The 18,444-nt window shown below is 65.1% G+C and carries 12 protein-coding genes; 8 read left to right on the top strand and 4 right to left on the bottom strand.

The window, feature by feature from the left end; all coding sequences use genetic code 11:
- Window positions 1-37: 37 nt before the first annotated feature.
- Both PCE31107_RS17115 and PCE31107_RS17110 read left to right on the top strand, forming a co-directional pair.
- A complete protein-coding gene (locus tag PCE31107_RS17115; protein WP_150609986.1) occupies window positions 38-1,078 on the top strand; it encodes a porin in 1,041 nt (346 codons plus the stop codon).
- Window positions 1,079-1,169: 91 nt separating this feature from the next.
- Complete coding sequence (locus PCE31107_RS17110; protein WP_130026514.1) at window positions 1,170-2,462, top strand: NCS2 family permease; 1,293 nt, start codon at window positions 1,170-1,172, stop codon at window positions 2,460-2,462.
- 186 nt (window positions 2,463-2,648) lie between these two features.
- On the opposite strand, the gene PCE31107_RS17105 is transcribed toward PCE31107_RS17110, so the two are convergent.
- A complete protein-coding gene (locus PCE31107_RS17105; protein WP_425494733.1) occupies window positions 2,649-3,383 on the bottom strand; it encodes a GNAT family N-acetyltransferase in 735 nt (244 codons plus the stop codon).
- 252 nt (window positions 3,384-3,635) lie between these two features.
- On the opposite strand from PCE31107_RS17105, the gene pdxR reads away from it, so the two are divergent.
- Window positions 3,636-5,246, top strand: coding sequence for a MocR-like pyridoxine biosynthesis transcription factor PdxR (gene pdxR, locus PCE31107_RS17100; RefSeq protein ID WP_240756011.1), 1,611 nt, complete (start codon window positions 3,636-3,638; stop codon window positions 5,244-5,246).
- Between the two features lie 15 nt (window positions 5,247-5,261).
- Here pdxR and PCE31107_RS17095 read toward each other — a convergent pair whose 3' ends face one another.
- Both PCE31107_RS17095 and PCE31107_RS17090 read right to left on the bottom strand, forming a co-directional pair.
- Window positions 5,262-6,482 carry an MFS transporter gene (locus PCE31107_RS17095; RefSeq protein ID WP_150609985.1) on the bottom strand — a complete coding sequence of 407 codons (1,221 nt, stop codon included), beginning with the start codon at window positions 6,480-6,482 and terminating at the stop codon, window positions 5,262-5,264.
- Window positions 6,483-6,718: 236 nt separating this feature from the next.
- The gene (locus tag PCE31107_RS17090; RefSeq protein ID WP_150609984.1) at window positions 6,719-11,788 is read right to left on the bottom strand and encodes an NAD-glutamate dehydrogenase; all 5,070 of its coding nucleotides are present in this window, start codon (window positions 11,786-11,788) and stop codon (window positions 6,719-6,721) included.
- A gap of 141 nt (window positions 11,789-11,929) precedes the next feature.
- On the opposite strand from PCE31107_RS17090, the gene dbpA reads away from it, so the two are divergent.
- Both dbpA and PCE31107_RS17080 read left to right on the top strand, forming a co-directional pair.
- Window positions 11,930-13,342 carry an ATP-dependent RNA helicase DbpA gene (dbpA, locus tag PCE31107_RS17085; RefSeq protein ID WP_026131565.1) on the top strand — a complete coding sequence of 471 codons (1,413 nt, stop codon included), beginning with the start codon at window positions 11,930-11,932 and terminating at the stop codon, window positions 13,340-13,342.
- A gap of 75 nt (window positions 13,343-13,417) precedes the next feature.
- Window positions 13,418-14,029 carry a hypothetical protein gene (locus PCE31107_RS17080; RefSeq protein ID WP_017231799.1) on the top strand — a complete coding sequence of 204 codons (612 nt, stop codon included), beginning with the start codon at window positions 13,418-13,420 and terminating at the stop codon, window positions 14,027-14,029.
- A 15-nt stretch (window positions 14,030-14,044) separates the two neighbouring features.
- On the opposite strand, the gene PCE31107_RS17075 is transcribed toward PCE31107_RS17080, so the two are convergent.
- Window positions 14,045-15,004, bottom strand: coding sequence for a LysR family transcriptional regulator (locus PCE31107_RS17075; protein ID WP_150609982.1), 960 nt, complete (start codon window positions 15,002-15,004; stop codon window positions 14,045-14,047).
- A gap of 219 nt (window positions 15,005-15,223) precedes the next feature.
- Here PCE31107_RS17075 and PCE31107_RS17070 point away from each other — a divergent pair, with 219 nt between their 5' ends.
- From PCE31107_RS17070 to cuyB, 3 genes are all read left to right on the top strand, one after another.
- Window positions 15,224-16,480 carry a D-amino acid dehydrogenase gene (locus PCE31107_RS17070; protein WP_150609981.1) on the top strand — a complete coding sequence of 419 codons (1,257 nt, stop codon included), beginning with the start codon at window positions 15,224-15,226 and terminating at the stop codon, window positions 16,478-16,480.
- A 191-nt stretch (window positions 16,481-16,671) separates the two neighbouring features.
- Window positions 16,672-17,574 carry a transporter substrate-binding domain-containing protein gene (locus PCE31107_RS17065; protein ID WP_017231796.1) on the top strand — a complete coding sequence of 301 codons (903 nt, stop codon included), beginning with the start codon at window positions 16,672-16,674 and terminating at the stop codon, window positions 17,572-17,574.
- Window positions 17,575-17,666: 92 nt separating this feature from the next.
- A complete protein-coding gene (gene cuyB / locus PCE31107_RS17060; RefSeq protein ID WP_174966705.1) occupies window positions 17,667-18,404 on the top strand; it encodes a cysteate racemase in 738 nt (245 codons plus the stop codon).
- The last annotated feature ends 40 nt before the right edge of the window (window positions 18,405-18,444 follow it).

The following is an 18,444-nucleotide window of genomic DNA, read 5'->3' as shown; positions in this document are numbered from 1 at the left end:
AGGCACGTATAAATCAAAACGAGACGGAGACACAGTCATGAGCAAGGCAGCAGGTTGGCTGCGGGGCGCGCTTGCCCTCGCGGTTTGCGGAGCCGCGGGCGTCGCCCACGCGCAATCGAATGTATCGCTTTACGGTCAGGTCGACGCCTGGGCCGGTGCGGTCAAAACGCCCGGCGGCGAACGCGCCTGGACGCAGGCCGGCGGCGGGATGTCCACGTCGTACTGGGGGATGAAGGGCACGGAAGATCTCGGCGACGGTCTCAAGGCGATCTTTGCGCTGGAGGACTTCTTCCTGCCGCAAACCGGACATTACGGACGCTTCACCGGCGACAGCTTCTTTTCCCGGAATGCCTACGTCGGCCTACAGTCGAATACGCTCGGTACGGTCACGATGGGCCGACTTACCACGTCGTATTTCGTCTCGACGATTTTGTTCAACCCCTTCGTTGACTCGTATACGTTCAGCCCGATGGTCTATCACACGTTCCTTGGCCTCGCCGGTCAAGGCATCGTCGGTGATTCGGGATGGAACAACGCCGTGATGTACGCCACGCCGGATTACAAGGGGCTCGGGGCCAGCGTGTCTTATGCCTTCGGCAACAAAGCCGGCGAGACCGGGCAGAACAAGTGGAGCGCCGCCGCGATGTATTTTCACGGCCCGCTCGCCGCCACGCTCGCGTATCAGCAAGTGAAGTTCGATTCAACGCCCGACGATCAGGCCGGCATCACCGGCTTTCGCAATCAGCAAGCGCTCCAGGCTGGCCTGACTTACGATTTTCACGTCGTCAAACTCTACGGGCAATATCAGTACATCAGGAACACGATCACCGGGGGCAATCTGACGTCGAACGGCGCTCAGTTCGGGGTGTCGGTGCCGCTCGGCGCAGGCAGCGCGATCGCGTCGTACGCCTATACGAAGAATTCTGGCCAGAACGACGTCAGCCGGAATACCTGGGCCGTCGGTTATGACTACAACGTCTCGAAGCGCACCGATCTTTATGTGGCCTACCTGAACGACAAGGTATCCGGGCTGGAGGCCGGGAATACTTTTGGGCTGGGCATGCGAACCAAGTTCTGAGAAACTCCGCTGCACGGACTCGCGCACAGTACAATGCGCGCGCCCCCGCGGCACACGGACAACGGCATAACAAAGGCACAAGGAGAGCACGTTGCTGACCAAATTCTTCAAACTCCAGGAGCATGGCTCCAACGTACGCACCGAAATGGTGGCGGGTCTCACGACCTTCCTGACCATGTCGTACATCATCTTCGTCAACCCCAATATTCTCGGCACGACGGGCATGGACAAGAGCGCCGTGTTCGTGGCGACCTGTCTCGCAGCCGCGATCGGCTCGGTGGTGATGGCCTTCATCGCCAACTACCCGATCGGCATGGCGCCGGGCATGGGGCTGAACGCCTTCTTCGCCTTCACGGTCGTGGGCGCGATGGGCTACACGTGGCAGCAAGCCCTGGGGGCAGTGTTCATCTCAGGCTGTTTGTTCATCATTTTGACGGTGACGGGCATACGCTCCTGGCTGATTGCCGGGGTACCCAAATCGTTGCGATGCGCCATCGCCGCCGGTATCGGTCTGTTCCTCGCCATCATCGCGCTCGGTAACGCCGGCGTGGTCGTCGCCAATCCGGCAACGAAGATCGGCCTGGGCGATCTCCACGCCCCGCAAGCCCTGCTCGCGATTTTCGGCTTCTTCCTGATTGCCGTGCTCGACGCCCTGCGCGTTCGCGGCGCGATCCTGATCGGCATTCTGGCCGTGACGGTGCTCTCGATGGTGTTGGGACTGAATCAGTTCCAGGGCGTTTTCGCCATGCCGCCGAGCCTCGCCCCGACGTTCCTCAAACTCGACATCCCGGGCGCATTGCATGCAGGCTTCGCTCACGTCATTCTGGCCTTCGTGCTGGTGGAAGTGTTTGACGCAACGGGCACGCTGATGGGCGTGGCAAAGCGAGCCGGTCTGCTCGAAGGTACGCACTACAAGGGCCTCGGCCGCGCGCTCTTCGCCGATTCGATTGCGATTTTCTTCGGTTCGCTGTTGGGCACGAGCAGCACGACGGCCTACGTGGAAAGCGCCTCGGGTGTGCAGGCGGGCGGACGCACCGGCCTCACCGCGCTCACGATTGCCGCGCTCTTCATCCTCGCCCTGTTCATCGCGCCGCTGGCCGGTTCGGTGCCCGCCTACGCGGCCGCACCGGCATTGCTCTACGTGGCCGGGTTGATGCTGCGCGAGCTGCTCGACGTGGAGTGGGACGACATCACGGAAGCCACCCCGGCCGCCCTGACCGCCCTCGCCATGCCGTTCACGTATTCGATCGCCACCGGTCTGGCTTTCGGCTTCATCTCGTACGCCGTGCTCAAGCTCTTCACGGGACGTGCGAAGGATGTCCACCCGGCCGCCTGGGTGATCGCCGTACTCTTCGTGCTGAAGTACGCGTTCTTCCCGAGCTGATCGAGACGATGTCCCGATAGCGTGACGGCCCGCCGGAGCATCCCCGGCGGGCCGTTTGCTTTTGGATGCCAATGAATGAAGGGGGGCGGTCACCGCAGTCGCCACCGTCGCGGCAGTTGTCGCAGTTGCTGGCGTTCGCGCGGCTCCCGCTATCGCCCGCCTCGCGCTACCCACCTCACCCGCCGCTCACGCCCTCGCCGCCGAAATCAATTCGGCAAGCCCCGTACGATGGCGGCCCTGCGCGTCGAAGTTCTCCGGCGAAAGCCATTGTTCGAACCCCCGGCTGACGGCCGGCCATTCGCCATCCGTGATCGAGAACCACGCCGTGTCGCGACTGCGACCCCGGTAGACGATCGCCTGACGGAATATGCCCTCGAACGTGAACCCGTAACGTGCCGCCGCCCGCCGCGACGGGGCATTGAGCGCGTCGCATTTCCACTCGTATCGGCGATACCCCAACTCGTCGAACGCCCGACGCATCAGCAAGTATTGCGCCTCCGTGCCAGCACGCGTGCGCTTGAGCAACGGCGAGTACGCCACGTGCCCGACTTCAATCACACCGTTCGCCGCGTCGATGCGCATGAGCGCCAACGTCCCCACCGCCCGCCCCGTCTCCCGATCGATGACCGCGTAATGCAACGGGTCGCTGGACGCCGCCATCCTGGTCGCGTACGCGTAGTAGCTGTCGAAATCCGGAAACGGCCCCCCACTCATGTATGTCCAGTCGCGACCGTCCGCGGCACTGGCGTACGCCTCGTACAGGTCATTCGCATGACGCTCCACGTCGATCGGCTCGATCCGGCAGTAACGCCCATCGATCGGCGCACGCGGCGGCTGCGCTCTCGACTTCCAGTCCGGCAGCGCCGCACCGATAGGCTGGTCGTATTCGTTGAAATTCGGGGCGTCAGTCATCTCGCTCATCTCTCGCTCATCTCCGGAAGTTGGCGCAACACGCAAGTCATGACGTCTAAAGTATCGCCTCAGTGGTACGATGAAAAGCACCACACGTTGATAATCTCATGGTGCCACATACTCACTCCACCGCTCGGTAAGCCAGACCGGCACCCCGCCCCGCCACTCAGACAGTGACCCAACTCGCAGCGGGACGGGGCGCCGGTCCGGCCACACACGCCCACGGTCATCCCTGAACACCCCTTCTCCCCCTCTCTCGCCATGCCCGCCTTCCCGAAATCCCGTCCCGGCACCCTCGATCCTGCTCCGGAGAACGTCGCCGCACTGTTCGACAGCCCCCTGACGACCGGACTCGGGCGCGCTGGCACCTCGCTTCAGAAACAACTCCTCTCCCGCCTCAAACACGCCATTCTCGAAGGCCGCCTGCCCGCCGGCGCCCGTCTGCCCGCCTCGCGCACGCTCGCCGAAGATCTCGCCATTTCACGCAACACGGTCTCGATCGTCTACGACCAACTGGCCGCCGAAGGCTTTATCGTGCCCCACCGGCTCGGCACCCGCGTCGCCCAACTCCCTCTCGATCCACACTTCGCCGCCAACGCCGCACGTACCGCCAGCGCCAGGACGCCGAAAGCAACAGACCCAGGGGCGACGCCCCCAAACGCCCCCGACGATCCCCCAACACCACTCGCCTCACGCCGCATCCAACGCTTGCCCGCAACGCGCCACGCCGCCCGCGCCGACGAGACGCCCCTGCCGTTTACGCCCGGGGTTCCCGCACTCACGCGCTTTCCCATCAGTACCTGGCGACGCACGCTCGAACGCGTCATGCGTGAAGCCCAACCCCGTCACTATCACTACGGCGATCCCCTCGGCGAACCCGCGCTGCGAGACGCCATTGCCGCGCACTTGCGGATCTCGCGCGGCGTGCGTTGCGATGCGTCGCAAGTCGTGATCACGGAAGGCGCCCACGAGGCGCTGATTCTCTGCGGCCGCCTGCTCACGGATCCCGGCGATACGGTGTGGATGGAAGACCCAGGCTATCGCGGCGCGAAGGCCGCTTTCCATTCGGCCGATGTTCGACTTCACGCACTGCGCGTCGACGATGAGGGGATCGTGATTCCGGAAGGACAGTGGGAACGCTCGCCGCCACGACTGGTGTATGTCACGCCGTCGCATCAGTATCCGCTCGGCAGTGTGCTGTCGGCCTCGCGCCGCCTCGATCTGATCGCGCAGGCGCGGCGCCACGGCGCCTGGATTCTGGAAGATGATTACGACAGCGAGTTTCGCCATCAAGGCGAACCGATCGCCGCGATGCAGGGGATGGTGGCCAACGCCCCCGTTGTCTATGTGGGGACGTTCAGCAAGACGATGTTTCCCGCGCTGCGCCTGGGCTTTCTGATTCTGCCGACCGCGCTCGCCGCGCAAGCCCGCGACGCCCTCGACGAACTCTTGCGCGGCGGTCACCGCTTCGAACAACTGGCACTGGCGGAATTCATCCGCAGCGGCCAGTTTGCACGGCATCTGGGTCGCATGCGACGGCTGTATCGGGAACGTCAGACGGCTTTGCGCAACGCACTGGCTACGCACTTCGACCCGGCGTATGCGGTGATTGGCGAGCGCTGCGGCCTGCACCTGACGGTGCGGCTCGATCCCGCATTCCCGGACAAGGCAATCGTGGCCGCTGCGCAGCGCGAAGGCATCGGCCCCCGCGCCCTGTCGAGCTTTGCACTCGATCCGCAACCCGCGGATAACGGTCTGGTGATCGGCTACGGCGATACGGACGCGGCACGCATCCCCGGCCTGATCCAGCGGCTCGCCGCGATTGTCGCGGCGCAGCAGCGAGCGACGTTGGCGTCAGTGGCGGCCGACTGACCCCGCCGCCAGCGATTACGCCGTCTGCACGGCTTTCTTGTCGGCGTCGCGCGCTTGCTCGGCTCGCGCCATCCATAGCGTGAGCAAGACGGCCGCCACCGCAGCCACTGATGCACACAGGTAGACCTCGGCATAGCCGTAAGCCCCGACGATCAGGCCCGCCACCGGTCCGGTCACGCCAAGCGCAACATCGAGGAAGACGGAGTACGCCCCCAGTGCCGCACCCCGGTTCTGTGCCGGAACCAGATTGACGGCCGCCACGCCCAACGACGGGAACACGAGCGAGAACCCCGCGCCCGAGAGTGCCGCGCCGAGCAACGCCGTGAATCCCGTGGGCGCGATCCCGAGCACGATCAGGCCGAACGCCTCGAGCGTGAATGACGTCATGGCCACACGGTAGCCGCCGAAGCGCCCGATGCTGCTGCCGAAGAGCAGTCGTACGCCCATGAAGCACACGCCAAACGCCGTCAACGCCAGCGCCGCGTTGTCCCAGTGATGGCTTGCGTAGTAAAGCGTAATGAACGTGGAGATGGCACCAAAACCGATGGAGCCCAGCGCAAGCCCCATGCCGAACGGCAACACGCGACCGAGCACGGCGCGGAATGCAAGACGTTCTCCATGGATGACCGGCGTCGCACGCTTCATGCGCGCGAGCAGCAGACCAGCGACGCCCGCCAGCGCGATCGCCGCGCCAAGTACTTGGATGCCATACGCATTGTCGAGTGCAACGCCAAGCGGCGCACCCAGCGCAAGCGCGCCGTAGGTTGCCACGCCGTTCCATGAGATGACGCGTGCAGTGTGCGACGGACCCACCTGGCCAATGCCCCACATGATCGCGCCCGTCGACACCCAGCTCTCACCAAAGCCAAGCACAAGACGTCCAAGAATCAGCGTGAGGAGCGCCAGCCACGGCACGCCGGAAAACACACCGCCCAAGGCCACGAGCAACCCGGAGGCACCGCAAGCCACCAACCCGCATAACACGGTGCGTTTCGGGCCCCAGGCGTCGGCAGTCCGCCCTGCGTAAGGGCGCGAGAGCAACGTCGCAAGGTACTGAACGCTGATGGCCAACCCGGCAATGACCGAGCTGTAAGCGAGATCGACGTGCACGAACGACGGCAACACCGCGAGCGGCAATCCGATCGTCAGATAGCAGAGGAACGTGAAGAACACGGTGGAGACGATCTGCAGCGTCGTGGCGAACGGTGGGTTCGCAGGGCGGGTGTCGTTGGGCATTGCGCAGGAGTTCAGGAATCGACGAAACCCCAGGACGCGCCACCCCACGCGACGGGCAAGCATCCGCGCAGGTCAACTCAATCCTAGGGTTTTCCCGGATCATACGCGGTTTCATGTCTTTTGTGTAAACGCTTAAAAATACCCCCGCGACGGCGTCCGACGACAGCCCGTCGCCTACCGGCCCGTGACCGCACGGACGGCTCCCAGGATGCCCGGGGGTGGCCGTCCTGGTCGGCTCAGCGGTCGACTTCCGCCAGCGCTTTCAGGCTCACGGACAACATGGCCAGGTCGGCGTTACCGGCCGCGACCTGATCGGCCAGCACACGGTGGTAGCGCGCGAGTGCGTCTGCATGCAACGTCTCCCAGTGGGCAACGCGCTTGCCCGCCGAGCTTGCGTCGGCTGGCTCGCCGGCATTACCCGGATCGCGCACCGCCTCGCCGCCCGCCAGCACGCTCGCCGTCAGGCGTCGCCGCAATACCGACAATTCTTCCAGCAAGGTGGCCCGCGCGAGGCGTTGCCAGTGCGTCTGCATCGGCAGGCCGAGCACCCCCGCCTGGAGCCAACCGTAGCCAAGCGGTGCGTCGAGGGCGAAATACACCTGCGCGGCCAGCGACGGTTCGCACCCGCTGCTGCTCGCCACTTCGGCAATGTCGAGCAATGCCACCCGCGCGCCGACGCCCGCGGCCGTTTGTGCAAGCACCGGCGGCACGCCCGCATCGATCATGGTCTGGCATCTGGCCCGCGCGTCATCGGCGGCCGCGCCGCTGACCAGGGTGTCCAGCGTCGGCAGGATGGGCGTGAGCACGGCGCGCAGACGCTCGAGCGTCTGTGGTACGTCGGCCACACGGCGCCGCAAGAACCATAGGGTGGCGTGTTCGTGCCACTGCGCAATCGCGGCAAAGAGCGAGGCCTGCGTTTCGTGCGAGACGCGCGCGTCAAGCGCATCGATCTCGCCCCACAACGTGTCGAGGTCGTAGGCCCCGCGCGCTGCCAGACTGGCCCGCACGACATCGGCCGGCTCAGCGCCGGTTTCCTCGCTGAGCCGGTGCACAAACGTGACCCCCGCCCGGTTGACCAGCGCATTGGCCTGCATCGTCGCGAGAATTTCCCGCTTGAGCGGATGACGCCACATCGCCGCGCCGCATCGGCTCGTGAGCGGCTTGGGAAAGTACGACGGCAGTTCGTCGGCAACGAAATCGGCGTCGGGCAGGTCGCTTGCCAGCAGCAGGTCGTAGAGCCACATCTTGCTGTAGGCCATGAGGACCGCGCGTTCGGGGGAGGTCAGCCCCGCGCCGGACGCACGCCGCGCGTCAAGTGTTTCGTCGTCGGGCAGGAACTCGATGGTGCGCGAGAGCCGCTGCGCCCGCTCCAGGTACCGCATGAAGCGCGTCTCGTCGTCGAGCGACGCCACCGCTCGCAAGCGGCCCAGTGAAAGCGCCTGCGTCTGCAAATAGTTGTCGCGCAACACAAGAGTGCCGACTTCCTCGGTCATCTCCGCGAGCAACGTGTTGCGCTGCTTCAGTGTCATCTCGCCGTCCGTCACCACCAGGCCCAAGAGAATCTTGATGTTGACCTCGTGATCGGAACAATCGACACCGGCCGAATTGTCGATGGCGTCGGTATTGATGCGACCGCCATGCTGCGCGTATTCGATGCGCCCGAGCTGCGTCAGCCCAAGGTTGCCGCCCTCGGCCACGACCTTGCAACGCAGTTCCGCGCCATTCACGCGCAAGCCGTCGTTGGCACGATCGCCCACCTGCGCGTGCGTCTCGGCGCTCGCTTTCACGTACGTGCCAATGCCGCCGTTGTAGAGCAGATCGACCGGCGCTTTCAGCAACGCCCGCAACAGGTCGTTCGGCGCCATCTCCGTGGCCTCGGTACCGATCAGCTCCCTCACCGGCGCAGAGACCGCAATGGCTTTGGCCGTGCGCGGGAACACGCCACCGCCCGCCGAAATCAACCGCGTGTCATAGTCGGCCCAGCTGGAACGCGGCAGTTGGAACAGGCGCTCGCGCTCGGCAAACGACGTTGCAGCATCGGGCGTGGGGTCGAGGAAGATGTGTCGATGGTCGAACGCGGCCACGAGCCGGATGTGTTTCGAGAGCAACATGCCGTTGCCGAAGACATCGCCCGACATATCGCCGATACCCACCACGGTGAAGTCCTGCGTCTGTGTGTCGACGCCCATCTCGCTGAAATGCCGCTTGACGGACTCCCACGCGCCGCGCGCCGTGATGGCCATCTTCTTGTGGTCGTAGCCGACCGAGCCGCCGGACGCAAAGGCATCGCCGAGCCAGAATCCGTACTCCGCCGAAATGGCGTTGGCGTAATCGGAAAAAGTCGCCGTCCCTTTGTCGGCCGCGACGACGAGATACGGATCGTCGCCGTCGATGCGCACGGTCTGCAACGGAGGCACCAGTTGGCCGTCGACGTAGTTGTCGGTCAGATCCAGCAGCCCGCGCAGGAATGTCTGGTAGCACGCCACCCCCTCGGCCAGATAAGCATCCCGGTCGCCTGGCGATGGCGGTTGCTTCACCACGAACCCGCCCTTCGAACCGACCGGCACGATGACAGTGTTCTTCACCATCTGCGCCTTGACGAGACCCAGCACCTCGGTGCGGAAGTCTTCGCGGCGATCCGACCAGCGCAAGCCACCACGCGCCACACGCCCTCCACGCAAATGCACGCCCTCCACGCGGGGCGAATACACCCAGATCTCGAACATTGGCTTGGGCTCCGGCAAGCCCGGTACCTTCGACGGATCGAACTTGAACGACAGATAGGCCTTCTGCGTTACGCCGTCCTTGCCGGTCTGGAAGTAATTGGTGCGCAAGGTCGCTTCGAGCACGCCAAGAAATTGACGCAGGATGCGATCCTCGTCGAGGTTGGGAACATCTTCGAGCGCCGCGTGAATTTGCGCCCGTAGCCGCTCCGCCTGCGATGCGCGAGCTTGCGCCGCCAGCCCCGGATCGAAGCGGGCCAGGAACAACCGCACGAGCATGCCCGAAATCGATGGATTACCGGTCAGCGCGTTCTCAATGTACGCATTGCTGAAGGTCGAGCCCACCTGGCGGATGTACTTCGCGTAGGCGCGCAAAATGCGGACTTCCCGCCAGGTCAGCCCGGCGCGTAATACCAGCCGATTAAGGTCATCGTTCTCGACGTCGCCCGCCCAGATGCGCGCGAACGCCTCCTCGAAGCGCAGGCGGGCATTCTCCAGGTCGACATCCGCGCCGTCGAGGCTGGTCATGCCGAAGTCGTGCATCCAGACAACGCCGGTGTCGGCCGGCTCGATTCGATAGGGGCGCTCGTCGTTGACGCGCACGCCGAGGTGTTCGAGCATCGGCAGGCTGCGCGAGAGTGCGATGGGCTCGCCCGCCTGGTAGATCTTGAAGCGCAGCGTGCCGGGCGCGGCCTCCAGCGGCCGGTAGAGCTGCATGGCCAGCGCCGTGGCGTCGGGAGATCCGGCCGGCACCGCGTGTCCGACGCTCAACAGCGGCTCGATCAACTCGACGTCGCGCACCGCCATGCGCGCGGCGTAGTCTTCTCGATACGCCGCGGGGAACGCCTGCGCGTACCGCCGCAGTGCGCGCGTGCCGCGCTCTTCGCCGAACTGCTCGCGCAGCGCGTCGGACAGATCGTCCTGCCAGCGGCGGGTCGCCTCGACGATGCGCGCTTCCAGTTCGTTGACATCGACATCCGGCACATTGCCCGGCTCGGTCCGCACGGTGATGTGAATGCGCGCGAGCATCGACTCGGAGAGCTGCGGCGTGAATTCAACACTGGTCCCGTGATACGCCGCCTGCAACAAGTTCTGCACGCGCACGCGCAAATCGGTGTTGAATTTCTCGCGCGGCACGAAGACCAGGCACGAGACGAAGCGATCGAAGCGGTCGCGCCGCACGAACAGGCGCGTGCGCTGACGCTCCTGCAATCGCAGAATGCCCAGCGCGATATTGGCCAGGGGATCGACATCGATCTGAAAGAGTTCGTCGCGCGGATATTGTTCGAGGATCGTCGCGAGCGTCTTCGCCAGATGCCCGTTAGGCAGGAAGCCGGTGCGCCCGATCACTTCGGCCACCTTGCGTCGCACGAGCGGAATTTCGTCGGCGGGCACCATGTAGACGTTCGACGTGTAAAGCCCGAGGAAGCGCCGCTCACCGCACACGCGCCCCTGCGCATCGAAGCATTTGACGCCTACGTAATCGAGATAGCCGGGACGATGGACGCTCGCCCGCGAATTGGCCTTGGTCAGAAAGATCGGCGTACTCGTCTGGGCCACGCCAATGGCCCCGGGCGACAGGCGCGTCTCGTCGGGGGTGCTGGCATCGCGGCGGGCCTCGCGCAATACGCCAAGCCCCGTGCCCGCCACGCCTTGCAGGTAGTGCTCGCCGTCGCGCACGACCAGCGCGTAATCGCGATAACCGAGGAACGTGAAATGCCGGGCAAGCATCCAGTCGAGAAACGCCTGCGCTTCGTCAATCTCCACGCGCTCCGGCGGGCTCACGCTCGTTTGCCCGGCCCGCTGCCGAAGGGACTCGATGGCCGCATGCGCGGCCGCCTGCATCGCTCGCCAGTCTTCGACCGCCGCGCGTACGTCGCCAAGCACGCGCTGCAATCCGTCAGCCAGTGCCTGAATGCGGTCCGGCTCGGAAAATCGGTCGACTTCGATGTGGATATACGACTCGAAGCGGCCGCTATCGGCGCTCGCATCGCCCGCCCGTTGCGCCGTCGCGCCCGACGCCAGCAGCGCCCCGACGTCGCCGCCGTTCACGCCGTTCACGCCGTTCTCCCCTTTACTGCCGCTATCGCCGCCATCACCGTGATCGCCCGTCACCCGCTCGCCCGCGGACACCGGCTGCCCAAGGCCACCGCCTGGCGACACGGCGAGGCGCTTGCCCGCGCCGTCGCGCTTGATGCGATAGACCGGGTGAAATGCGGAGTGCAGTGCGAGCCCCTGCCGGTTGATCTCCATCGTCACCGAATCGACGAGAAACGGCATGTCGTCGTTGACGATCTCGACGACCGTATGGCTGCAATGCCAGCCATGCTGATCGAGCGTGGGGTTGTAGATGCGGATGCGCGGCTCGCCGCTGACGAACTTCTGGCCGAGTTGCCAATGCGCCATCGCCGCGCCATACAGGTCGTCGACACTGCGCGAGACAACGTCCTCGGCATCGGCCAGACCGTAGTAATGCCGCACGAAGGGCTCGAACAGCGCGACCACGTCGGGCGCACGCTCACGGGCCATCGCGACGACTTCCGCCATATGCTGGCGGACTTTCTCTTCCGGATTCACAGGCATGGGCAACCTCTGCGGGAATGGACGAGACATCGACAAGCAAAGCCATGCTACGCCCGGCGGCCCCGGACTGGCAACGGCGGGATCCCTAACCCCGCGTCGGCGCCAACCCCGGCGGCCCCGGTCGGCCCGGTATAATTGCGCATGAACTCAAAAGCCACCGATTCGCGCACCGACAGCGCCCCCTTCTCGAGCCTGCCGCTCTCGCCCGCCATGCAGGAGAACCTCGCACGGCTGGGTTACGTCTCGATGACGCCCATCCAGCAGGCGTCGCTCCCCGATATGCTCGCCGGGCACGACCTCATTGCTCAGGCCAAGACCGGCAGCGGCAAGACCGCCGCATTCTCGCTCGGCCTGCTCCAGCGTGTCGATGCCCGCGATTTCGCGGTGCAGGCCGCCGTGCTCTGCCCCACGCGAGAACTCGCCGAGCAGGTGGCGCAGGAAGTGCGACGCATCGCGCGCGCCGAAGACAACATCAAGATCCTGACGCTGTGCGGCGGCGCACCGCTGCGTCCGCAGGCGGAGAGCCTCGCCCACGGCGCGCACGTGGTCGTCGGCACGCCGGGCCGCATCATGGATCACCTGGAGCGCGGCACGCTCTCGCTCGCCGGGATCAAGACGTTGGTGCTCGACGAAGCCGATCGCATGCTCGACATGGGCTTTTTCGACGACATCGCCACGGTCGCACGTCAAACGCCTGCCTCGCGCCAGACGCTGCTCTTCTCCGCCACCTACCCGGAGGGCATCGCGAAGCTCGCACAGCGCCTGCTGCGCACGCCGCGCGAAATTCGTCTGACAGAGAAGCACGACGCCAGCAAGATTCGCCAACGCTTCTACGAAGTGCGCGAAGAGGAACGTCTGCACGCCGTGGGCCAGTTGCTCGATCATTTCCGGCCGGTCAGCACCATCGCGTTCTGTAATACGCGAGCGCAATGCCGCGATCTGACCGACGTGCTGCGCGCCGAAGGTTTTCACGCCCTGACGCTGCACGGCGAGCTGGAGCAGCGCGAGCGCGACCTCGTGCTGATCCAGTTCGCGAACCGCAGTTGCTCGGTGCTGGTCGCCACCGACGTGGCCGCTCGCGGGCTGGACATCACGCAACTCGAAGCCGTGATCAACGTCGATGTGACGCCCGACCCCGAGGTGTATGTGCACCGCATCGGCCGCACGGGCCGCGCCGACGAAGCGGGTTGGGCCTTCAGCCTGGCAAGCATGAACGAGATGGGCCGCGTGGGTAACCTCGAAGCGGCGCTGGGCCACGAAGTGCCGTGGCACAAGCTCGAGGAACTCACGCCGTCAGGCGGCGGGCACCTGCTGCCGCCAATGGTCACGCTCCAGATGCTGGGCGGCAAAAAAGACAAGATCCGGCCGGGCGACGTGCTCGGCGCCCTCACCGGCGAAGCCGGCTTTGCCGCCAGCCAGATCGGAAAAATCAACGTTCTGGATAACTTCACGTATATTGCGGTGGAGCGCGACATCGCCCCGGTGGCGTTGCGCAAGTTGTCCGACGGCCGCGTCAAGGGCCGCAAGGTCAAGGTAAGATTCCTGCAGGATTAAGGGCGGGTCAGACCCCGACATCCGCCGCCGTTTTCGGATCGTCCCCTGCGCGCCGCGCGCGGCAAGGAGGCTGCAATGAGGTCACTGCGTACCCTGTGGTTCTCTCCTGTCGCGCGCCGTGCGCGATGCTCGGCGCTCGCCGCGCTTGCCGCAGGCTGGCTGACGGCCTGCAGCACCCAGGGCGTGCCGCCCAACCCTGTCCTCACCGAAGACACGCTCGACGAGTACGCGATCGTCATCGTTGGCCTCGACACGCCACTGCAAAGCACCTGGGGCCCGTGGAATTACTCGGACTTCTCACAGACAGTGAATGGCATCGTCGGCGGCAAGGTCACGCGCACACTCAACAGCAATCCGCCGACGCGTGGCTTCGTGGCCATGCGCGTCTCGCCGCTCATGCGCAACGAGCGCTTCGGTCCGATGGAATTCACGCCGGCCGACAAGAGTTATCGCTTTCGCTATTGCAAGGGCCGCAAGGTGCCAACGGTGCAGGTTCAGCGGGGCGATGTGATCTACGCGGGCACGCTGATGCTCGATAGCCACGACGGCAAGCTCTGGCTGCGCACCGAATTCGACATGGCCGGTGCGCGGCGCTTCGTGCAGGCGAACTATCCGTCGCTGGCCGGCAAGCTCCAGCCGCAACCGTTTACCTATTTCGAAGTGAAGAGCGAGCCCGGCTGCCGGTGAGTCCTGCCGGCACGCTTACTGCTCGTCGACGTCCTTGCCCGGCGCCAGGACGATCTCGCGCCCTTCGCACAACGCCTCGGCCCGCGCGCTGAGTTCGCTGGCCACGTCCGCCAGATGCCGCCGCAGGGTGTCGGCAAGCACCGACTCGGGTTCATGCGACGGTCGCAACATCTCGACCGGAAATTCGATGGCCGGAGCCACGCGATACAGGCGCTGCGCTTGCTCATGGGCACTGGCCGCCGTGAATTGATCGAGCAGCGCGTAGCCCAGACCGTGCTCGACAAGCGCCGCCGCGAGCGAATAGGTCTGCACCATCACTTCGGCGTCCTGCAGCAACGCGGTCTGCTCCAGACGCTCGTTGATCAGGGCACCGAGCGGTGTGTCGTCGTGCAGCTTGATGAGATCGCGCCCAGCGAGCGCATCGGCACTGGCCGGCCCGCGTCGCGAGAGCTTCGGCCACGCCGCGGGCACCGCCAGCACAATATGCCCCTGCGCCACCGGACGGCTCACGATGCCGGCCGCCATCGGCGGGGCCGACACGATGCCCACGTCGACCGACGAGGTGAGGATCGCCGTGATCATCTCGGTCGTGTGGTGCGTAATGAGTTCGAAGACCACGTCTGGATGCGCGCGCCGCATGCGCTCGATGGCGGCAGGCAACAGGCTCTGCGCAAGACTCGGTGTCGCGGCAATGCGTAGATGACCCACGCCATGCTGGCGCAGATTGCGCGACGTGGTACGCAGGCGTTCCAGATCGCTGAAGATGCGTTCGACATCGGGGTAGAGGCGACGCGCTTCGGCCGTCGGCACGAGCCGGCCCTTGACGCGGTCGAACAGCTTGAAGCCGAGTTGCTGTTCGGCATGCTGCAACACGCGCGAGACGACGGGTTGCGAGACGTTGAGCAATTGCGCGGCGCCGCTGGCCGAGCCCGTCAGTACCACTGCGCGAAACGTCTCGATATGCCGCAATTTCATGCCTGACGTCGTCCCCGTGTCGCGGAAAGCGGATCGGCGGCGGTGCCGACCCTATAGCCAAAAGACATATGCTGCCTCAAATCCGCATAGGTTACCGAATTTTCTCGCCCTACACTGCGTAGCAAAGGTGGGGGGAAACACGGCCGCGAGGCCCACCCTCCCACGCCGAATATTTTCCCGCCTTGCATTCCCTGACGTTTTTGGTTGTCATTCATCGCTATGCATATTGGAGTCATCGGGGCGGGCATCGTAGGCCTCGCCAGCGCGTATGAACTGCTGCGCGCAGGCCATGCGGTCACGGTCATCGACGCCGGACGCGGTCCGGGTCTGGCGACAAGTTTCGCCAACGGTGGCCAACTGAGCTACGGGTACGTGTCGCCACTGGCCGCCCCCGGCGTACTTTCGCAGTTGCCCTCGCTGCTGTTCTCTCGCACCGGGCCGTTGAGAATCAAGCCGTCGTTCGATCCGGACTTCTGGCGCTGGTCGATCGCATTCGTCAAGCATTGCAATGCGCAGGCGAACGCCAGCTCCACATTGCGCTTGCTCTCGCTCGGCCTGCACAGCCGTGCGGTGATGCAGGAATTTCTGGCGCGGGAATCGGTGTCGTTCGATTACCGTCTGAGCGGCAAGCTCGTGGTGTACCGCGATGCGGACAAGCTCGCCGCCGCCGAACGCTCGCTCGAACTGGCCAACGGACTCGGCTACACACAGCGACGGGTCGACGCCGCGACATGCGCCATGCTGGAGCCCGCCCTGGAGACGATCGCCGGCGAGCTGGCCGGCGGAATTCACACGCCGGGCGAAGGCACCGGGGACTGCCAGTCGTTATGCATGGAACTGGCGCGGATCGTCGCTGCGCACGCCGACGGCAGGTTGCTGTATGAACGCGAAGTGACCGGCTTCGATGTGCATGGCGGCACGGTGCGGTCGATTCGCACACGCATGGGCGACGTGGCCGTCGATGCCTGTGTCGTCGCCAATGGCCTGGCGGCGATGCCGTTGCTGCACAAGGTCGGTGAGTCGGTGTCGCTTTACCCGCTCAAGGGCTACAGCCTGACGTATCGCCACGCCCCGGTCGACGCGCGTCCGCAGGTATCGGTGACGGACGCCGACAACAAGGTCGTCTACGCCAGCCTCGGCGAGCATCTGCGAGTGGCGGGCATGGCCGACCTCGTGGGGTACGACTATCGCATCGCGGCCCGGCGCATCCAGGCGCTGCGCACGCTCTCGGCGGCGTTGTTTCCCGCATTGGCCGGCGAGCGGGCTCCGCTGGAATGGACCGGTATGCGACCGGCCACGCCGCACGGCCGCCCGATCCTCCAGCGTGCGGATACATTGGACAATTTGTGGCTGAACGTTGGCCATGGCGGGTTGGGCTTCACGTTGTCGATGGGCGCGGCGCGCGTGATTGCCGATGCCATCGGCGGCAAGCGTCCCGCGGTCGATCTGGCAGGGTTTGCCCGGCTGGCCGCGTGAATCGCGTTGATCGAACATAGCCGGCCTCCCGGGGCGATCGCCGTCATGACACGGGGCGTTACGGGGTATTGCGGGGCGTCGTTTCCGTGGGGAACAGCGGAAGGACGTGTCGGGTTGTATCAGTGTTTTTGGCAGTAGACATACCAACGGCGCGGACCACCGTGCCATTCACTTCCGATAGGACAGAGACCATGAAGAAGCTGTTTGCTCCCCTGCTGCTCGTCAGCGCCGCCGCCGCCCTGTTCGCGCACACCGCGAGCGCGCAGGAACTGACCGGCACGCTCAAGAAGATCAAGGACACCGGCGTGATCGCACTCGGGGTGCGGGAGTCGTCGATTCCGTTCTCGTACACGGACAACGCCGGCAAGACGATCGGCTACTCGCAGGAAATTGCGCTCAAGATCGTCGACGCCGTCAAGAAAGACCTGAACCTGCCGAACCTGAAGGTCACGGAGACGCCGATCACGTCGCAGAACCGTATCGCGCTGGTGCAGAACGGCACGATCGACCTGGAATGCGGCTCGACCACGCACACGTTCGAGCGCGAGAAGCAAGTGGGCTTCTCGCACAACATCTTCCTGTACTCGATCAAGATGATCGCCAAGTCGGGCTCGGGCATCACCGATCTGAACAGCCTGAAGGGCAAGACGATCGCGACGACCGCCGGCACGACCGCCGATCGGATTCTCTCGGGCAAGAAGGGCGAGGTCGGCTTCAACCTGATTCAGACGAAGGATCACTCGGACGGCTTCCTGACCGTCAAGCAAGGCCGCTCGGTGGCCTTCGTGATGGACGAGCCGCTGCTCTACGGCCAGCGCGCCGCCCTGTCGGCCGACGAAGCCAAGGGCTACGAAGTCGTCGGTCCGAACCTCCAGTTCGAAAACTATGCCTGCATGCTGCGCCATGACGATCCGGCGTTCACGAAGGTCGTGGACACGGTCATCGCCAAGATGGAGAAGTCCGGCGAGATGGAGAAGCTGTACAACAAGTGGTTCATGGAACCGGTGCCGCCGAAGAACCAGAATATGCACTATCCGATGACGGCGGAAATGCGTGCCATGTTCAAGGATCCGATCACCAAGGCTTACGACTGATCCTGTCGGACGCCGTGCGGGGCGGGGCCACGGCCCCTGCCCTCGCGCGCGATCCCGATGTTTGCCGTTCCCGTTGAATGATGGTCATCACCATGAACTCGCACGCCACGCTCGGCATCCTCGGCGGCATGGGCCCCGCCGCCGGCATCGACCTCTGCCGCAAGATCGTCGATCAACATCCGGCCCACCGCGATCAGGATCACATCCCGTTCATTCTCTACTCGGTTCCCCAGATCCCCGACCGCACCGAGGCGCTATTGCGCGACGGTGCTTCACCGCTGGACGGCATGCTCGACGGCGTTCACGCGCTGGAGCAGTCCGGCGTTGGCTGCATTGCCATTGCCTGCAACACGGCCCATGCCTGGCTTGACGCACTGCGTCATCGCACCCGGCTGCCGGTGCTCGATGTGGTCGAAGCCGTCGCGGGCGAGCTGGCCCAATGCGTCGCGCCGGGCGCGCTCATCGGCCTGATGGCCACCGAAGGCACCCATCACGCCAACGTCTACCGGCCACGGCTCGAAGCGCTGGGCTATCGTTTCGTTCAGGTTGCCGAACCGCTTGCGCACCAGGCGCTCGTGAACGAAGGCATCCGGCTGACCAAGGCTGGGGAGAATCGTCGCGGCGGCGAGGCCCTCGCCATGGCGATGGAGACCCTGTTGGCCGCGGGCGCGCAACGCGTCATCCTCGGGTGTACGGAAATCCCGGTGGCGCTGGCCACCTGCGAAACACCGCTGGGCCGCTTCGGCCTGGACGCCTCGGCCGCCCTCGCGCGCGCCTGCATCGCCTGGTCGCTTGCGCACGAGACGCCCACGGGAAAATCGCGCCAGTGAATGTCCCGATGTGCGGAAGTGCCATCTGACGGGCAATTCC

It is taken from the genome of Pandoraea cepalis (assembly GCF_902459625.1).
In the GTDB taxonomy this organism is placed as follows: Bacteria; Pseudomonadota; Gammaproteobacteria; order Burkholderiales; family Burkholderiaceae; genus Pandoraea; species Pandoraea cepalis.
Note: the sequence above shows the minus strand (reverse complement) of the source record. Positions and strands in the feature narration are given on the sequence as shown.